16 protein-coding genes are annotated in these 17,707 nt (G+C 71.5%); 12 read left to right on the plus strand and 4 right to left on the minus strand.

The window, feature by feature from the left end; translation table 11 throughout:
• Positions 1-314: 314 nt before the first annotated feature.
• The 4 genes from ACWEFB_RS10695 to ACWEFB_RS10710 all read left to right on the plus strand — a co-directional run bounded on the left by ACWEFB_RS10695 (position 315) and on the right by ACWEFB_RS10710 (position 4,918).
• Positions 315-1,754, plus strand: coding sequence for a condensation domain-containing protein (locus ACWEFB_RS10695; RefSeq protein WP_452284334.1), 1,440 nt, complete (start codon positions 315-317; stop codon positions 1,752-1,754).
• A gap of 70 nt (positions 1,755-1,824) precedes the next feature.
• Positions 1,825-3,117, plus strand: coding sequence for an MFS transporter (locus tag ACWEFB_RS10700; protein ID WP_452284336.1), 1,293 nt, complete (start codon positions 1,825-1,827; stop codon positions 3,115-3,117).
• Positions 3,118-3,205: 88 nt separating this feature from the next.
• A complete protein-coding gene (locus tag ACWEFB_RS10705; RefSeq protein WP_452284338.1) occupies positions 3,206-3,814 on the plus strand; it encodes a hypothetical protein in 609 nt (202 codons plus the stop codon).
• 57 nt (positions 3,815-3,871) lie between these two features.
• Positions 3,872-4,918, plus strand: coding sequence for a zinc-dependent alcohol dehydrogenase family protein (locus tag ACWEFB_RS10710; protein WP_452284340.1), 1,047 nt, complete (start codon positions 3,872-3,874; stop codon positions 4,916-4,918).
• A 129-nt stretch (positions 4,919-5,047) separates the two neighbouring features.
• Here the strand turns inward: ACWEFB_RS10710 and ACWEFB_RS10715 are convergent, their stop codons facing one another.
• A complete protein-coding gene (locus tag ACWEFB_RS10715) occupies positions 5,048-5,635 on the minus strand; it encodes a TetR/AcrR family transcriptional regulator (protein WP_452284342.1) in 588 nt (195 codons plus the stop codon).
• A 90-nt stretch (positions 5,636-5,725) separates the two neighbouring features.
• On the opposite strand from ACWEFB_RS10715, the gene ACWEFB_RS10720 reads away from it, so the two are divergent.
• From ACWEFB_RS10720 to ACWEFB_RS10735, 4 genes are all read left to right on the plus strand, one after another.
• On the plus strand, positions 5,726-6,217 hold the full coding sequence (locus tag ACWEFB_RS10720; RefSeq protein ID WP_452284344.1) for a GNAT family N-acetyltransferase: 492 nt from the start codon (positions 5,726-5,728) through the stop codon (positions 6,215-6,217).
• Between the two features lie 199 nt (positions 6,218-6,416).
• The gene (locus ACWEFB_RS10725; protein ID WP_452284346.1) at positions 6,417-8,039 is read left to right on the plus strand and encodes an amidase family protein; all 1,623 of its coding nucleotides are present in this window, start codon (positions 6,417-6,419) and stop codon (positions 8,037-8,039) included.
• A 330-nt stretch (positions 8,040-8,369) separates the two neighbouring features.
• Positions 8,370-9,155: a helix-turn-helix domain-containing protein gene (locus ACWEFB_RS10730; protein ID WP_452284348.1), complete on the plus strand. Its 786-nt coding sequence runs from the start codon at positions 8,370-8,372 to the stop codon at positions 9,153-9,155.
• A complete protein-coding gene (locus ACWEFB_RS10735; protein ID WP_452284350.1) occupies positions 9,155-9,334 on the plus strand; it encodes a DUF397 domain-containing protein in 180 nt (59 codons plus the stop codon). The genes ACWEFB_RS10730 and ACWEFB_RS10735 overlap by 1 nt, the downstream gene beginning before the upstream one ends.
• A 52-nt stretch (positions 9,335-9,386) precedes the next feature.
• Here ACWEFB_RS10735 and ACWEFB_RS10740 read toward each other — a convergent pair whose 3' ends face one another.
• Positions 9,387-10,085 carry a hypothetical protein gene (locus tag ACWEFB_RS10740; protein WP_452284352.1) on the minus strand — a complete coding sequence of 233 codons (699 nt, stop codon included), beginning with the start codon at positions 10,083-10,085 and terminating at the stop codon, positions 9,387-9,389.
• 262 nt (positions 10,086-10,347) lie between these two features.
• Between ACWEFB_RS10740 and ACWEFB_RS10745 the strand changes: the two genes are divergently transcribed.
• Positions 10,348-12,201, plus strand: coding sequence for a discoidin domain-containing protein (locus tag ACWEFB_RS10745; protein ID WP_452284354.1), 1,854 nt, complete (start codon positions 10,348-10,350; stop codon positions 12,199-12,201).
• Positions 12,202-12,266: 65 nt separating this feature from the next.
• Here the strand turns inward: ACWEFB_RS10745 and ACWEFB_RS10750 are convergent, their stop codons facing one another.
• A complete protein-coding gene (locus ACWEFB_RS10750) occupies positions 12,267-13,256 on the minus strand; it encodes an acetylxylan esterase (protein ID WP_452284356.1) in 990 nt (329 codons plus the stop codon).
• A gap of 231 nt (positions 13,257-13,487) precedes the next feature.
• On the opposite strand from ACWEFB_RS10750, the gene ACWEFB_RS10755 reads away from it, so the two are divergent.
• The gene (locus tag ACWEFB_RS10755; protein ID WP_452284358.1) at positions 13,488-14,279 is read left to right on the plus strand and encodes a putative protein N(5)-glutamine methyltransferase; all 792 of its coding nucleotides are present in this window, start codon (positions 13,488-13,490) and stop codon (positions 14,277-14,279) included.
• On the opposite strand, the gene ACWEFB_RS10760 is transcribed toward ACWEFB_RS10755, so the two are convergent.
• On the minus strand, positions 14,263-15,201 hold the full coding sequence (locus tag ACWEFB_RS10760; RefSeq protein ID WP_452284360.1) for an FAD:protein FMN transferase: 939 nt from the start codon (positions 15,199-15,201) through the stop codon (positions 14,263-14,265). The two genes, ACWEFB_RS10755 and ACWEFB_RS10760, sit on opposite strands and share 17 nt — an antisense overlap.
• A 220-nt stretch (positions 15,202-15,421) precedes the next feature.
• Here ACWEFB_RS10760 and ACWEFB_RS10765 point away from each other — a divergent pair, with 220 nt between their 5' ends.
• Together ACWEFB_RS10765 and ACWEFB_RS10770 are read left to right on the plus strand one after the other, a co-directional pair.
• Positions 15,422-16,168: a response regulator transcription factor gene (locus tag ACWEFB_RS10765; protein WP_326557936.1), complete on the plus strand. Its 747-nt coding sequence runs from the start codon at positions 15,422-15,424 to the stop codon at positions 16,166-16,168.
• Between the two features lie 22 nt (positions 16,169-16,190).
• Entirely contained in the window at positions 16,191-17,669 is a 1,479-nt protein-coding gene (locus ACWEFB_RS10770; RefSeq protein ID WP_452284608.1) for a sensor histidine kinase, read from the plus strand.
• The last annotated feature ends 38 nt before the right edge of the window (positions 17,670-17,707 follow it).

Consider the following 17,707-nt stretch of genomic DNA (forward strand, 5'->3'; position numbering starts at 1 on the left):
TCAGCGGTTCGCCGTACCGTCGCTCAGTGTTAGGTCGGCGTTCCGATTCGCAGTGTGCCCGCTGCGGCCGGTGGCGGGGATCGGCCGAACGGGGCAGCGGATTGGAACCGAAACACTGATGCCCTCCACATAGGACGAACTAGTCGGGAATGCGCTTTCCTTCGTGTGCCGCGCACGAGCAGAGGAGCGGCACCCGGCGGCGGAACCGGCCGCTGGCGATAACATCTGGCACCGGACGATCCCCGTGCCGCAGCCACCCGTGGCCGTCACGCACCGACCGTCCGGGCCGTACGGAAACGTCGTTGGAGGAGCGCATGAGGCGGGTGGCGGAACCGGTCGGCTCCGAGTCGGAGCACCTGGTCCACGCCGACTTCACCGGCGGTCGTGCCGGAACCGCGCCGGTGACCTGGGGCCAGCGTTCCATGTGGTGGACCATGGACGACTTCCGGTCACGCAACAGTTTCCTCAACCTCTGCCGGGTGGTGACCGTGCCCCGGCGCTCTCCGGCGGACGTACCGCACGTGGCCGAGGTGATCGGCACGCTGGTCGCCCGGCACGAGTCACTGCGGACGCGGGTACGCCCCGTCGACGGCGAGCTACGGCAGGAGGCGTACGCCTCCGGGCGGCTACCGCTGCTCGTGGTCGACGCCGACGCCCGGCGTACCGATGACCCGGACGGGCCCGACGACGACGGCGCCGGGCTCGCCGCCCAGGTGTGCGACCGGCTGGGCCACGTCCCGTTCGACCACACCGAGGAGTGGCCCCTGCGGGTGGCCCTGGTGGTGGTCGGCGGCCGGGTGCGCCGGATCGTGCTCGTGCTCAGCCATTCCACGGTGGACTTCCACGCCACCGAGACCGTGCTGCGGGACCTGCGCCTCCTGCTCGTACGCGGCAGGATCGACACCCCGCCGGGCCTCCAGTCGATCGACGTGGCCCGCCGGGAGGTCGGGGCGCAGCGCGGTCGCTCGGACCGGGCGATCTCCTACTGGACCAAGCAGTTCGCGAGACTGCCGGAGGGTGGGTTCGCGGCGATCGGCCCGGCGCACACCCCTCGGTACCGGGGACTGATGATGGTCTCCGAGGCGGTCGACCTGGCCAGCCGGATGATCGCCGCCCGGCACCGGGTCAGCACCTCGACCGTGCTGCTCGCCGCGACCGCCGCGCTGACCGTCGGCGGGGACGAAGCCCTCCGCTGCGGGCTGGTCAGCATGGCGAACAACCGCTTCCAGCCCGGACACGACGACGCGGTGGCCAAGCTCAACCAACTCGCCCTCATCGCCGTCGACCTCGCCGACCGGCCGACCTTCGCCGGGCTGTTGCCCCGGGTCGGGCAGGCCGCGATGGACGGTTACCGGCACGCGTACTACGACCCGCCCGCGATGCGGCGCGCCTTCGCCGAACTGGGGTTCGACTACCTCACCATGCTCGGCCCGTACTGCCTGGTCAACGACATCCGGCTGCCCGGCGATCCCGGTGCTGCCGGCCCGGATCTCGACGAGCGGGCGCTGCGGGCGACCCTGACCCGGACCACGCTCACCTGGTCCGAGCCGGCGAACAAGTTCGTCTGGCGGTGCCGCCTCCAGATGGTTGACGCGCCCCGCGCGGTCGGCCTCGTCCTCACCATCGACACCTGTTACCTGCCGCCGGACCGGGCCGTGGCGCTGCTGCACGACATGGAGGAGCTGCTGGTCCGGGCGGCGGTCGGTGAGGTCCCGTGGCCCTGGCGGCCGGGTGGGGGAGCGGCCTCGTCCTGACCCCGTCGGGCGGGGCACCGTTCACAATCCCGGCCACCGGTTCGCCACGACCGGCGGCTAGGTTGAGCTGATGCATGATCGTCTCGGGCCGGATCCCGGCCGGTCCGGCGGGCCGGCGGTCGCGGGGCCCGAACCGGTGTCGTTGGCCGAAGCGGGGGCGCGGCCCGAAGCGGTGGCGCCGTCGACCCGGCCGCCGGTGACGATCCGCTCCCTCGGACCGACCGTCTACCTGCCGACCGTCATCTACAGCCTCGGACAGGGCGCGGTCGCCCCGGTCGTCGTACTCTCCGGCACCGCCCTCGGCGCCTCGGCCAGCGCCGCCAGCGTCCTGGTCGGCCTGATCGGCGTCGGGCAGATCGTCGGCGCCGTACCGGCGGGGGCGTTGATCGCCCGGATCGGCGAGCGGCCGGCGATGGTCTGGTCCACCGCCCTGGTGGTGCCGGCACTGCTCGCCTGCGTCTTCGCCACCTCCGTCTGGACGCTCGGTGTCGCGGTGGCCGGGATCGGGCTGGTCGGTGCCGTCTGGGGAGTGGCCCGGCAGGCGTACGTCACCGAGGTGGTGCCGTACGAGCTGCGCGCCCGTGCCCTGTCCACCCTCGGCGGGGCGGGCCGGATCGGCGCCTTCATCGGCCCCTTCGTCGGGGCGGCGACGATGACGGTGGTCGGCACCGACGGCGCGTACTGGGTGCACGTGGTCGCCGCCACCGTGGCGGTGACGGTGCTGCTCGTCCTGCCCGCCCTCCCGGTCGACCGGGCACCCGGTACGGCACCGACGAAGGTCCGTACGCTCGCCGTTGTCCGCGACAACCTCGCGGTGCTGCGGACCCTGGGCCTCGGGGTCCTGCTGGTCGGGGCCCTGCGCGCGTCGCGCCAGACGGTGATCCCGCTGTGGGGAGCCCACCTCGACCTGGACCCGGCGACGCTCAGTCTCGTCTTCGGGGTCTCCGGCGCGGTCGACATGCTGCTGTTCTATCCGGCCGGGCGGGCGATGGACCGGTGGGGGCGGCGGGTCGTCGCGATCCCGTCGATGTTCCTGCTCGGGCTGGCACACGCGCTGCTGCCGCTGGCCACGACCGTTGTCGGCCTCGCGGCGGTGGCGATGCTGATGGGACTGGGCAACGGCCTGAGCAGCGGACTGATCATGACCCTCGGCGCGGACGTGTCACCGGTGGTCGGCCGGGCGCAGTTCATCGGTGCGTGGCGGCTCTGCGCGGACCTCGGCAACGGCGGCGGGCCGCTGCTGATCGCCGCGGTACTGACGATCGGGCCGCTGACCGCCGCCGTGCTGACCATGGCCGGGGTGGGCGCGGCGGCGGTCGCCGTGCTGCACCGCTGGACCCCGAGACCGGCGGCACTCGACTAGGTTGCCCCATAGTCGTCGGCAGAACAGGCTCGCGTCGAAGCGACCGGCACGGGCATGCTGAGCGGACGACCGACGGGGGAGGCGTGGCGTGACGCGTGACCATGGGGTGTTCCGGGCCCGATTAGCGGTGGCCGTACTCCTGACCGCCGCCCTGGTCGGCGCCGGCTGCGCCGACCGGGACGAGCCGGGTCCGGACCGGCAGACGCGCGTCGACCAGGCGTTGCAGCGGTACGCGGACGGGGCGCTCGGGAAGGATGGTGTCTCGGCGGCGCCGACCCGGCACCTGCTCGCCGGTACCGACAAGCTCGCCGGCGGCACCGAGGTCACCCTCTGGGTCACCGACCCGGCGGCCAGCCCCGAGGTCAACGCCCGTTGCTACTACCTCGACCTGGAGGAGCGGGGCGGCTGGGTCAGCGGGTTCGGCGGCTGCGGAGGCACCGACGACCAGGTCACGCTCAACCGGAACAACGAGATCGTGTTCGGCACGGTCGGCAGGTGGCCCGCCAGCACCGTCCGGATCAGCCGGGGCGGCCCGTCGACCGACATCACCGTGACCGGCGGCTGGTTCCTGGTGCCGAGCGGGCTGACCGGCGTCAGCAACAGCAGCTACTCGATCGAGCTGGTCGACGCCGACGGCCGGACGATCTGCACCGTACGGAACCTGACCCCGCCGGCGAGCGTCACACCGGTGACCTGAACCATCCCGCCCAGGTCACCGGCCCGGCAGGGAAGGGGCCTGTGCGAGGATGCGGCCGTGCGAGCGGTGGTGTTCGAGGAGTTCGGTGGCCGGCCCGAGGTCCGTACGGTGGCGGATCCGTCCCCGCCGGTCGACGGTGTGGTGGTACGGGTCGAGGCGACGGGTCTGTGCCGCAGCGACTGGCACGGCTGGCAGGGCCACGATCCGGACATCCGCCTGCCGCACGTGCCGGGTCACGAGTTCGCCGGCGTGGTCGCCGAGGTCGGTGCCGGGGTGTCGGGCGTACGGGTGGGCGACCGGGTCACCGCCCCGTTCGTCTACGGCTGTGGCCGGTGCGTCGAGTGTCTCGCCGGGCAGCAGCAGGTGTGCGCGTTCCAGACCCAGCCCGGCTTCACCCAGTGGGGCTCGTACGCCGACTACGTCGTGGTGGACCACGCGGCGGTCAACCTGGTCCCCCTGCCCGACGAGGTGGACTACCGGGTCGCGGCGGCACTCGGCTGCCGGTTCGCCACCGCCTTCCGGGCCGTGGTGAGCCAGGGCCGGGTGGCGGCCGGTGAGTGGGTGGCGGTCTTCGGCTGTGGTGGTGTGGGGCTGTCCGCTGTCATGATCGCCGCCGCGAGCGGAGCCCGGGTGGTGGCCGTGGACCTCGCCGAACCGGCCCTGGCACTGGCTCGCGAGTGCGGTGCCACGGCCACCGTGAACGTCGCCGGACTGGCCGGACCGGTGCAGGTCGCCGAGGCCGTACGCGATCTCACCGGTGGGGGCGCGCACCTGTCGGTGGACGCGCTCGGCAGCCACGACACCTGCGTGGCGGGCATCCGGAGCCTGCGCCGTCGGGGCCGGCACATCCAGGTTGGTCTGCTGCCGGCCGTACTCGGTGCCCCGGCCCTGCCGATGGACCTGGTGATCGGCGCCGAACTGGAGGTACGCGGCAGCCACGGGATGGCCGCGCACGCGTACCCGGCGCTGCTCGGCCTGATCACCGGCGGGGTGCTGGACCCGGCCCGCCTGGTCACCGGTGCGATCGGCCTGGACCAGGCTCCCGAGGCACTGTCCACGATGGACCGTCCTGGTGCCGCCGGCATCCGCCTGATCGAGCCCTGACCACCCGCGTTGTCGGGCTCCCGAGGTGAGATTATCGGCGGCCCGACCCGGTAAAAGGCGGTCACCGGGTGACGGGCGGGGTGAGGGGCGCGGGTGTGGTCCGGCGGGTCGACGGGGAGCAGGGACCGCTCAGGCCAGGCCGAGGAAGAGCAGGGTGTCGTCGAGCATGGACCGCTGGGTCGAGGGCGGGTAGCGGTCCGGGTCGGCGGAGGCGAGCGCGGCGGCCCCTTCGAGCATGGCGACGAGCGTGGCCGCCGTGTTTCCCACCCGCCGCTCGGGCCACTCCGGCGCGGCGGCCCGGACCAGTCGCTCCACCCGCCCCAGCCAGGCCCGGTTGTTGGTCCGGTGCAGGGCGATGAGTTCCTCGTCCCCGACGGCGGCGGCGAGGAAACCCACCCAGACGATGCTCTCGGTCCGCGTCTCGTCGTCCAGGGCGAGCCCCTGCTGGAGGACGGCCCGCAGCGCCTCCACCGGACCGGTGGCGTTCGCCTCCAGTGACTCGACCCGCGCGCGAGTCCGTTCGTGCAGCAGGTGACGGGCGTGCAGCAGCAGCGCCCGGCGGTTCGGAAAGCGGTGCATCACCAGGCCGGTGGTACAGCCGGCCGCGGCGGCGACGGCGCGGATGGTCAGGCGTTCGAGCCCCTGGAGGGCCAGTACGTCCCAGACGGCGCGCGACAGCAGGGCTTCCTGCGCCGGCTTGTCGGCAGTACGTGACATTCGTGGGCTCCCATCGCCAATCCGTAACGGCTGTTACCGTAACATCTGTTCTGCATGGGAACGCTTGTTGGTATCGAACAGGGGGCGCGGATGTCGGCAGGATGGACGATCGAGGTGCGGCCGTGGGACGACCCGGTTGGTGTGGCCCTGCGGGCGCGGCAACGGGCGGAACTCGACGCCCGTTACGGCACCGACGACCATGAACCGGGGCAGGCGCCGTCGGCCGACGACATCGCGCTTTTTGTCGTCGCCCTCGACGCGACGGACGGCCCGGCGATCGGCTGCGGTGCGTTGCGGCAACTGGACCACGGCTCGGCAGAGATCAAACGGATGTACGTCGATCCGTCCGCGCGCGGCACCGGCGTCGCCACGGCTCTGTTGCGCGCCCTGGAGGCGGCTGCCGTGCAGCGGGGATGGCTGACGCTCCGGCTGGAGACGGGCACCGCCCAGCCGGACGCCCGGCGCTTCTACGAGCGCGAGGGTTACCGGCAGATCGAGGCGTTCGGCAGCTACGTGGGTGCGGACCTGTCGGTCTGCTACGAGCGTCAACTCGTCGCCACGGGTCGCTCCTCCCACCGGTAGCCCGGACAGCGATCTCCACAGTGGAGCGAGCGGAAACCCGTACGTGTAGGCGAAATCGTTTACCGCGTGGCAATCTGTCCGACGCGAGCCCAAAACAGCGGGGCCGTGTCCTTCTTCTAGATCCACAACGTCTCGAGATCCACTCCGCGCCCGGCCTCCCCCACACGGCCGGGCGCGGCCTCATCGAAGGGTCGTACTGGTGCATCAACCCCTTGCGCTACCCCGGCGGCGACGCCTGTCCCGGCTCGCCCTGCTCACCGCGGCTCTCGCCGCGGTCGCCGCGCTCGTCGCGACCTCGGTCGGTACGCCCACCGAGGCCACCAACCGCGCCCGGCCGTTCCCGATCGACCTGGAGCGCACCACCATCCCGGAGCTGAACGAGGCGCTCAACGCCCAGCGCATCACCTCCGTGCAGCTCGTGGAGGCATACCTGGAACGGATCCGGGCGCTCAACTCCAACGGCCCCGGCCTGAACGCGGTCCGGGTGCTCGCCAAGGACGCCGTCGACCAGGCACGCGTCGCCGACCAGGACCGGCGCAAGGGACGCACGCGCGGCCCGATGCACGGCATCCCCGTCCTCGTGAAGGACAACATCGATGTGAAGGGCCTGCCGACCACGGCCGGCGCGCTGGCGCTCGCCGACTCGCGTCCGGGTAAGGACGCCTTCCTGGTGACCCGGCTGCGTACCGCCGGGGCGATCATCCTGGGCAAGACCAACCTGACCGAGTTCGCGAACTTCACCACCAACGGCATGCCGTCCGGCTACAGCGGGCTCGGCGGTCAGGTGCTCAACCCGTACGACGTGAGCCAGACTCCGAGCGGCTCAAGTTCGGGCTCCGGTGCCGCCGCCGCTGCGGCGCTCGCCGCCGTCACCATCGGCACCGAAACCTCCGGCTCGATCCTCAGCCCCTCGGCGGCGAACTCGCTGGTCGGGGTGAAGCCGACGGTCGGCCTGGTCAGCCGTACCGGAGTCGTCCCGATCGCGGCCAGCCAGGACACCGCCGGGCCGATGACCCGTTCGGTGTACGACGCCGCCGCGCTTCTCACCGCGCTGACCGGCATCGACCGGGAGGACCCGATCACCTCCACCAGCAGCGGCGTGGTCGGCACCGACTACACCCGCGCGCTGTCCACCACCGCCTTGCAGGGCAAGCGGATCGGGGTGGCGAGCGCGCCGACCGGCAACCAGGGCGTGCTGTTCAACGAGGCGCTGGATGTGATCCGGGCCCAGGGCGCCGAGGTGGTGCCGGTCACGGTCAGCACCGGTGGCCTGCCGCCGGGCATCCTCGACTACGAGTTCAAGCGGGACCTGAACGCCTACCTGGCCCGGCTGCCGCAGAATGCCCCGATGGACACCCTGGACGACGTGGTCCAGTACAACCTGGCGCACGCGGCCGAGGGGACGATCAAGTTCGGTCAGACCCAGCTCGTCACGTCGAACAACATCGACCTGACCGACCCGGTCGCCAAGGCCGCGTACGAGACCAACCGTGACACCGGCATCGCCGGCGCGCGGGACCGGATCGACTCGGTGCTGCGGGCGCAGACCCTGGACGCGATCGTCTTCGTCGGCAGCGGTTCGGCCGGCATCGGCGCCCGTGCCCAGTACCCGTCGGTCGCCGTCCCGATCGGGTACGACCCGGCGAACGGTCGCCCGGTCGGCCTGTCCTTCCTGGGCACCGCCTACACCGAGGCGTCCCTGCTCGCCTTCGCCTACGACTACGAGCAGGCGTCGAAGAAGTGGCTGCCGCCGTCGCAGGTGAACCCGTCGCTGTTCCGGTGCAGCCCGCTGGAGGGCCACAGTCCGGGCTGCGCCCCGTGACCTGACCCCGGTCGTCCTACTCCGGCCCCGTCGACACCCACCGGTGTCGGCGGGGCCGATCCCATGCTTGCCTCGGCACCAGTTCTGCCCGCCGACAGCGGTCACTTTTACGACGTACATCAAAGACGATGTACGTACATCATCTTCGATGTAAAGAAAAACCGCGTGATGTCGATTCCCCCTGGCCGCGTGGGACTCCCGCATTCACCGGGTCGGCGATTCTTACATTTCCTGTACGTGCGGACACGCTGGACTCCCTCGCCCGCCACAAGGGAGGATCCGAGCGCGGACATCAGTCCGTATCGGTGTACTTACAGGCGGGGTGAGTTGATGAACGTCGAGATGTGGATCCGTGCGCTGAAAGCGGCTCGGGCGAGCGCGGGGGCTTCCCAGGAACATCTCGCGAGCCTGATCAAATGGAGCCCGTCCACCATCGCCGCGATCGAAACCGGTCGTCGCCGCCCGACGGAGGGGTTCGCCGAGGCGGCCGACGACGCGTTGCAGACCGGTGGACTACTGGCCGAGTTGCTGGCGAACGCGAACCACCGCCGTTCACCCACCTGGTTCGAGGACTGGCGCTGGATCGAGGACCAGGCCACCCGACTACGAGAGTTCCATCCCTGCCTGGTCCCCGGACTGCTCCAAACGGAGGCGTACGCCCGCGCGTTCATTTCCAGCAACCCGCAGCACACCCCCGAACGGATCGAGGAACTGGTCGCCGCCCGACTCGACCGCCAGGCCCTGCTGACCGGCGAGCAGGCGAAGACCTATGTGGTGGTGATCGACGAGTTCGCCCTGCACCGGATGATCGGCGGCAAGGATGTCCGTAAGGCGCAACTCGAACACCTGATCCACCTCGCCGGCCTGCCGAACATCAGCCTGCACGTCATCCCTGTCGATGCCGGCGCCTACCCCGGCATGGCCGGCGCCTTCATTCTGGCCACCCTGCCCGAGGGGGACGTGGCCGTCTGGTTGGAGACCTCGGCGTCCGGTCAGGTCGCCGACCAGCCCGCCGTGGTCGATAGCATGCAGGGAAAGTGGGACGCACTGCTCGGGGCGGCGATGCCCCAGCAGATATCCCTGGCCATCCTCAAGAAGGCGGCAGGTGAGCTGTAGTGGACAACTTTCGGTGGCGCAAGAGCAGCCGCAGCAATGACAGCGGCGGGTCCTGCGTCGAGGTCGCGGACAACGTCGCCGGGGTGGTCGGCGTACGGGACAGCAAGGACCAGCGCGGACCGATCCTGACCTTCGACCCGGCCGCCTGGCGAACGTTCGTCACCACCATCAAGCACTGAACGACCCGGAAGGCCCGACGATCTTGCAGTTGTGGTGCCGCACAAACCCGGATCAGTGCCCTGATTCGGGCGCCACAACTGCAAGATCGTCGACGAGGGGGAGGGGCTGGCGTCCCGCGCCGCCGAGGTAGGTCAGCTCCAGCAGGCGGAAGGTGTGCGGCCCGGTCGCATCGGCGGCGAACTCGTGCTGCCCGCCGGGCGCGAGGTAGTGGGCGCCGTCGGTGTCCGGGTGGGAGAGGCCGATTACCACGACCGGGACGTCGCCCGCCTGCCACCGGTGGCGGGCGCCCGGCTCCACTTCGATGCCCCGGACGCGTACCTCGTCGTCGGCGAAGACCTCGGTCGGGGTGAGACCGCCGGTCGCGGCCCGAGCGGGGGAAACGACCGGATCGGGTACGCCGGACGCCTCCTCGCCGAGGTCGAGCAGCTCGACAATCCGGTTGCGGTAGTTCGCCTCCCCGTAGTTGGTGAGCATGTGCACCGGCGATACCGGCCGGTGCACCACCCCGCCCACCTGCTCGGACAGGAACCGGGCCGGGCTGCCGTCGAGCCAGTCCATCCGGCAGGGTGAGGTCTCCAGGTTCAGCACCACGTACGGGTTGTGATGCAGGTGCCAGGGCTGCGACTCGCCCGGCGCGAGCCGGACCTCCCAGACCCGTACGCGGGGGTTGACCAGCAGCACCCGCTGGCCGATCTCGCCCAGCACGACCGGTTGGCCGTCCGGGGCCGAGGCGATGCTTCCTGCGCTCACGTCGACGTCCTCACTGGCGGGGTACGGGCGCGCCCATCATCGCCCACGCCCCGCTCGAAGATCCAAACAGGTACGGCCACACCCGTTCGGATTGACGGACATCGTTTCTGGTGTAACGATTCCTGATACCGGCCGGAAATGGTCGCGTAATTCGAGTTACTCGAATTACAGAAGTGGCAATCGGATGGCGATCGGCGCGTCGTCCACATTCACCGCACCATGAAAGCTCCTTTACCCGTCGAGTGAAGGGTCGTACGCAATCATGCACAGGAACATCGGCGGTCTGCGCCGCCGGACGGTCGTGGCCGCGCTGACCGCGGGCGTCGTGGCGCTCACCTCGTTCGTACCCGGTGTGGCCGTCGCCGCCCCGGCCGACGGTCCGGCCCCGGCCGGCGACGTCGGCGCCCAGGTGGCCTGGAACCTGCTCTACTCCGAGGACTTCTCCACCCCGGTCAACCCGGGCAACGCGCCCTGGGTCCGCGAGACCTACGCCAACCCGTTCGACACGATCATGGACGACTCCGGGCAGTGGTACCGCAACGACTACGGGCCCGACTGGAACACCGCGTTCAATTCCTTCAACACGTACCGCAAGGAGTTCCCGGTCGGGCAGAACGGCTGGCTGACCGCATCGCTCTCGGCCCGCGACTGGGACAAGAACGGGGTCATCGAGGCCCCGCCGTCGATCACCACCCAGGCCCAGGGTGGCGGCAACGTGGCCGTCCTGAACGTGCCCGACCACACCGGTGGGGCGATCTTCCGGCCGACCAACAAGCTCCCGTCGCAGTACCGCATCGAGTACAAGCTGAAGACCATCGACTTCGGCGGCAAGCGCAACGGCTCGATCGAGTACGGCGGCCGGGTCAACGGCTACAGCACTTCGGGCTGCAAGACCCAGCACCCGTGGGGCGAGGGCTCGAACAGCCCCGGCTGGTCCGGTGACGCCTCCGCGCCGTACTGCGAGTGGCAGGACGTCCGCTCCGGCCCGTACGGCTACAACGGCTTCCATTTCCTGTCCATCGTGGACTTCGCCAACCCGGCCCCCCGGAACAACCACTTCTGGCACTACCGCCGCAAGGTGCTGATGGACTCCTTCTCCCAGCACCCCGACCGGGTCGGCAGCGGCACCGGTGGCCGGGTCTGCAACTCCAACACCAACCAGTACTACAACTACCGGGACGGGAACTTCAACACCGTCAACATGTGGATCAGCGGCCTGCCGAACTGGAATCCCGGACCGGGCGGACTCGCCGGCAACTCGCAGTGGTTCATGACCAACTGCTCCGGCGGGGTCGCCGAGCAGCAGCTCTCCTCGGCCGCCGAGTTGCAGCCCGAGCTGATGCCGAACGAGTTCTACACCTTCGCCATCGAGCGCGACGCCACCGGTTACGTCCTGGAGGCCAGCGGCAACTTCGCCCGGGTCGGGCAGAAGACGATCCGGTTCCACCGCCCGTTCATCGTCAACAACGCCCCGATCTGGCACTACAACACCGAGCCCGGCGAGTACGACGGGCGGTTCAACAACAACCTGGTGCAGAACGACAACAACGGCAGTACGATCTGGGCGAACCAGTGGCCGGCCGGGTCGGCGTACCCGGACTACTTCGTCATCGGCGACCTCTACACCAACGTGTACGAGGGCAGCGCCAGCCTGACCGACATCCGCCTCTACACCCCGGCGCCGCCGACCACCACCAACCTGGCGCTGAACAAGCCGGCCACCGCCGACAGCCAGTGCGCGACCGCCGAGGCACCGGCCAAGGCGGTCAACGGAAGCTGGACCGGCGGCAACTCCGACAAGTGGTGCTCGCTCGGTACGTCCAAGTGGCTCCGGGTGGACCTCCAGTCCAACCAGCAGGTGGGCCGGTTCGTGGTCCGGCACTCCGGTGCCGGCGGCGAGAAACCGGCCTGGAACACCCGTGACTTCGACCTCCAGACCAGCACGAACGGCACCACCTGGAGCACGGTCGCGTCCGTACGCGGCAACACCGCCGACGTCACCACGCACACCTTCACCCCGGTCACGGCCCGGTACATCCGGGTGAACGTGCTGACGCCGACCAGCGACAGTGACCGGGCGGCTCGGATCTTCGAGCTGGAGGCGTACGCGAGCTGACCGGCCGTTGCCACCGGGAGCGACCGTCCCCGGGTGCGGTCGAGCAGACCGCACCCGGGCCCCGGTCAGCTCGCCGGGGTCGCGTTGCCGAGCAGGTCGCGCAGCCAGCGGAGCTGGAGCTGTTGCTGGAAGGCGGCGCCGCCCTCGTGCCCGTTGTACGGCCACACACTGATCTCCTTCGCCGCCCCCGCGTGGTGGTTGAACGCGGCGAACACCGTCGACGGCGGGCAGACCGCGTCCATCAGCGCCACCGAGTAGAGCGCCGGGGCGTTCGCCCGCGCGGCGAGGTTCACCCCGTCGAAGTAGCCCAGCGTGGTGAACGCCTGCTCCACCCGGTGCCGGTGCGTCTTCAGGTAGGTCACCAGTTCGCCGTACGGCTGGGCGTCGGTGATCTCGGTGGCCCGCCGGTGGTGGCAGAGGAACGGCACGTCCGGCATGACCCCGGCGAGCCCCTCGGCCAGTCCGCTGACCGCGATCGCGATGCCGCCGCCCTGGCTGACCCCGGCGACCACCACCCGGTCCGGATCGACCAGGGGGTGTGACCGGGCCGCGTCGACGGCCCGTACCGCGTCGGTGAAGACGCGCCGGTAGTAGTAGGTCTGCGGGTCGGCGATGCCCCGGGTCATGAATCCGGGGGTCTGCGGCCCGCCGGCCGGGTCGGGGTCTGCGGTGTCGCCCACCATCGAGCCGGCGCTGCCCTGCCCACGGGTGTCCATCACCAGGTGCGCGTAACCGGCCGCGCTCCAGTTCAACCACTCGTGCGGCAGCCCGCGTCCCCGGCCGTAGCCGAGGTACTCGACCACGCACGGCAGTGGGCCGGTGGCATCCCGGGGGACCAGGAACCAACCGCGTACGGGCTGTCCGGCGAAACCGGGGAAGGTCACGTCGTACACCCGCACGGTGGCCAGCCCGGCGTCGTACGGCTCGAACCGGGCCGGGGTCCGTGTCGTCCTGGCCTCGGCCAGCGTCCCGGCCCAGAACGCGTCGAGGTCCTCCGGCTCGGTACGGGTGGGCAGGTAGTCGCGCAGTTGCTCCAGGGGCCAGTCGACCAGCATGAGGGGCGGTCCTTTCGCGTACGCGCCGTCACCGGTGACCACCCCCGCCGTCGGCCGAGGAGGAACGGAGGGTAACGTTGCCGTCCTCAGTTCGCTGCTGCCCCGAGGAGGTGGGACCGATTCTCGTCACGAACGGCGGGTGCTCCCACCGGGCGGCGCCATGGGCTTTCTTGATCTAGGTCGAGCCATGGTAACCGCGGGAGCGCCCACAGGCGTCCCGAAGGGTCAGACATGTCGACTTCCCCATCCACACCGGCGCTGAGCCGGACCGCCGTCATCCGTACGCTGCGCGCCGCCGGTTGTGTGTTCGCCGAGGACGAGGCGCAACTGCTCATCGACGCCGCCCCCGAGCCGGCCACCCTCCGGTCGATGGTGCAACGGCGGGTCGCCGGACTACCGCTGGAACACATCGTCGGCTGGGCCGACTTCTGCGGACTGCGGATCGCCGTCGACGCGGGGGTCTTCGTGCCGCGCCGACGTACCGAACTGCTCGTACGTCGGGCCGTGGCGCTCTCCCCGCCGGCGGCGACCATTGTGGATCTGGCCTGCGGAACGGGTGCGGTCGGGCGGGTGATCGCCGACCGTGTCGACGGCGTCTCCCTGCACGCGGCGGACATCGAGCCGGCCGCCGTACGGTGCGCCCGGCGCAACCTCGAGCCCGTCGGCGGCCGGGTGTACGCCGGTGACCTGTACGACCCGCTGCCGGTCGCGCTGCGCGGTCGGGTCGACGTGCTGGTGGCCAACGTCCCCTACGTGCCCAGTGCGGCCGTCGACCTGCTGCCGCCGGAGGCACGCATCCACGAGCCGCTGGTGGCGCTCGACGGTGGGGCCGACGGACTCGACGTGCTGCGCCGGGTCGCCGCCGACGCCCCGGAGTGGCTCGCCCCGGGTGGGCACCTGCTGTTGGAGACCAGCGTGGACCAGGTCGACGCGGCCCTCGCAGCACTCGCCGGGGCCGGGCTGACACCCGCGATGGCCGGCGACGACGACCTGCACGCCACGGTTGTCATCGGCCGTTGCTGACCGCCCGCACACTCGCCAGGGCGTCGGCGCTGCTGAGCGCCGGTGCGTTGGCGGTGCCTGCCGTCCGTACCCCGGCCGGTGCGCCGGCTTCGGTCGTCTCGACGGTGCCGTCCAGCGCGACCAGGCGGGCGGGTGCACCGAGCCCGGCCAGCCACGCCCCGGCGCCCGCGCCACGGACCAGCGCGGCGAGGCTCAACGCCTTCGCCGTGACCGGGTCGGCCGCCGCCACCGTGACGTCCCGCCAGACGGGTGCCGGTGGCAGCCCGGTGCGCGGATCGACGATCGGCCGGGCCGGGCCGCGGCCGGTGGTACGCGTGTTCGCCAGTGCACCACCGGCCAGCCCGAGGGTGGTCCCGCCGATCGGCACCCGCCAGCCGTCCGGCGGTGTCGGGCCGGCGGTGGCCACACAGCCGCCGAGCGCGACCAGTACGCCGTCACCGGTGCGTGCCGCGAGCAGGTTCGCGCACCGGCGCGCGGTCACCGCCCGTGCGGTCGCGGTCAGGTCCAGCAGCACCGGCGCCGGTACGGTCAGCGAACCGTCGCCCAGTGTCACCCGGCGCCACCCGTCCCGTACCGGGGCCGGGCGCAGCGAGGATCCGCACACCGGGAGCCACGGGCCGCGGTCCGGGCGGGACAACCGCAGCAGGGCGGCGCCCACCGTCGGGTCCACGTCACCGTCGGTCAGCTCGGCGGCGGCGAGGGCGGCGGCGACCAGTTCGGCGAGGCGTGCGCTGATCCGTACCGGCGTGCCGGCGGCGCGGTGCACCCGGGACAGCTCACTGCCACCCCACCGGTGCCCGTGGGTCCGGTTCAGGGCGGCGAGTTCCGCCGTGACCAGCCGACGGGCGATCCGGGACGCTTCCGTCCCGGTCACCACCACCCGTACCTCGGTGCCGCGATCCGACCAGCGTGCTTCCGCCATGGTGCCCCTCCCGGTTGTCGCCCGAACCACCCCGTCACCGTCGCCGGGCCTGCTGAACTGCTCGTAGGTCGCACCTGTGGGTCCGCTGTGTAAGCCCGCGTCGTCCGGGTGGTGAGCCGGCCCCGTCGGCGTCACCGGGGTACGCCCCGACGGTGGCTTACACAGCCGGCACACAGGTTCCGCCGAGGTGGGGCACAGCGGCCGACGGCAGCATGGACGGATGACGACGGACGCGCGACCCTCCGGCCGGCAGATCGAGCTGCGGCGCCCCGACGGCGAGCCGGTCCGGGTGCTGGTCGTGGACGACGAGACCGTGCTCACCGACCTGCTCTGCATGGCGCTGCGCTACGAGGGCTGGGACGTACGCAGCGCGGAGACCGGCGTGGCCGCGGTCCGGCAGGCGAAGCGGTTCCAACCGGACGCGGTCGTGCTCGACGTCATGCTGCCCGACCTGGACGGACTCGAGGTGCTCCGGCGGTTGCGCGGGCACGCCCCGGCCATGCCGGTGCTCTTCCTCACCGCGCGGGACTCGGTCGAGGACCGGATCGCCGGGCTCACCGCCGGCGGCGACGACTACGTGACCAAGCCGTTCAGCCTGGAGGAGGTGGTGGCCCGGTTGCGGGGGCTGATGCGGCGCGCCGGGGTCGGTGTCGCCACCCAACCCGACGCGGTGCTGGTGGTCGGTGACCTGACCCTGGACGAGGAGAGCCACGAGGTACGCCGCGCCGGGCAGCTCATCCCGCTCACCACGACCGAGTACGACCTGCTGCGTTATCTGATGCGCAACCCGCGCCGGGTGCTGAGCAAGGCGCAGATCCTGGACCGGGTCTGGAACTACGACTTCGGTGGCCAGGCCAACATCGTCGAGCTGTACATCTCGTACCTGCGCAAGAAGATCGACGCCGGTCGGGAGCCGATGATCCACACCCTCCGGGGAGCGGGTTATGTCCTCAAGCCCGCCGGTTGAGTCGTCCGCGCTGCGCCGACGGCTGACCGGTTGGTCGTTACGGGCCCGGCTGGTCGCCGCCGTGGTCGCGTTGCTCGCGGTGGTCTGTGTGCTGATCGGCGCCGCCACCACCATCGCGTTGCGCCACTCGCTGATCAAGCAGCTCGACCAGCAGCTCGCCACCGTCGCCGGACGCGCGGGCGGCTCGTTGAACGGCCCGCCGAACGGCCGTCCGCCCGGTGTCCCGTCCGGCTCGGGGAACCCGTTCGGGCCGGGGGACCCGTTTCCGCGCGGACAGCCGATCGGCACCCTGACCGCCGTGGTCGAGGACGGTGAGGTCGACTGGGCCGTCACGCTGCCGGCGGACACCAGCACCGAACGGGAGCCGGTCCCGGCCGCGCAGGAGCCGACGCTCGCGGGTCTGCCGGCCGACGGGGAGCCGCGTACCCGTGCCCTCGGTGACCTGGGCGACTACCGCCTGGTCGCCCGGGAGATGCCGGGCGGCGAGGTGATCGTCACCGGTCTCCCGCTGACCGAACTGGAGCAGACCGTCTGGCAGATGATCGGCATGGAGGCGGGTATCGCAGCCGGCGGACTGCTGCTCGCCGGCACCGCCGGGGCGCTGATCGTGCGGGTCTCGCTGCGCCCGCTGCGCCGGGTCGCGGCCACCGCCGGCCGGGTCGCCGAACTGCCGCTGGACCGGGGCGAGGTGGCGCTCGCCGTACGGGTGCCGGCGGGTGACACGGATCAGCGTACCGAGGTGGGCCAGGTCGGGGCGGCGCTCAACCGGATGCTCGGTCACGTCGCCGGCGCGCTCGCCGCCCGCCAGGCCAGCGAGACCCGGGTACGGCAGTTCGTCGCCGACGCCAGCCACGAGCTGCGTACGCCGCTCGCCGCGATCCGGGGTTACGCCGAACTGACCCGCCGGGGCCGGGACCCGGTGCCACCCGACATCGCGCACGCGTTGCGCCGGATCGAGTCGGAGGGGACGAGGATGACCGCCCTCGTCGACGACCTGCTGCTGCTCGCCCGGCTCGACGCGGGGCGTCCGCTGGCCGTCGAACCGGTCGACCTCAGCGCGCTCGCGGTCGACGCGGTCAGCGACGCGCACGTGGCCGGACCGGACCACCGCTGGCGGCTCGACCTGCCCGACCGGGCGGTCTGCGTCGACGGCGACCCGGCCAGGCTGCACCAGATCCTGGCGAACCTGCTGACCAACGCCCGTACGCACACCCCGCCGGGGACCACGGTCACCACGAGCCTGACCGAGGTCGGCCCGGACGGGGTCGCGCTCACCGTCCTCGACGACGGTCCGGGCATCCCGCAGGCGTTGCAGGGCGAGGTCTTCGAGCGGTTCGCCCGTGGGGACGGCTCGCGTTCCCGGGCCGTCGGCGGGACCGGGCTGGGGCTGGCGATCGTGTCCGCCGTGGTCGAGGCCCACCGGGGTACGGTCACCCTGACCAGCCGTCCCGGGCATACCGCGTTGACGGTACGGCTGCCGCGACTCACAGCGGACACATAGGCCACTCACCGGATCGACCTAGCCGGCCCGTCGAATCT

It is taken from the genome of Micromonospora sp. NPDC004704, from assembly GCF_053601675.1.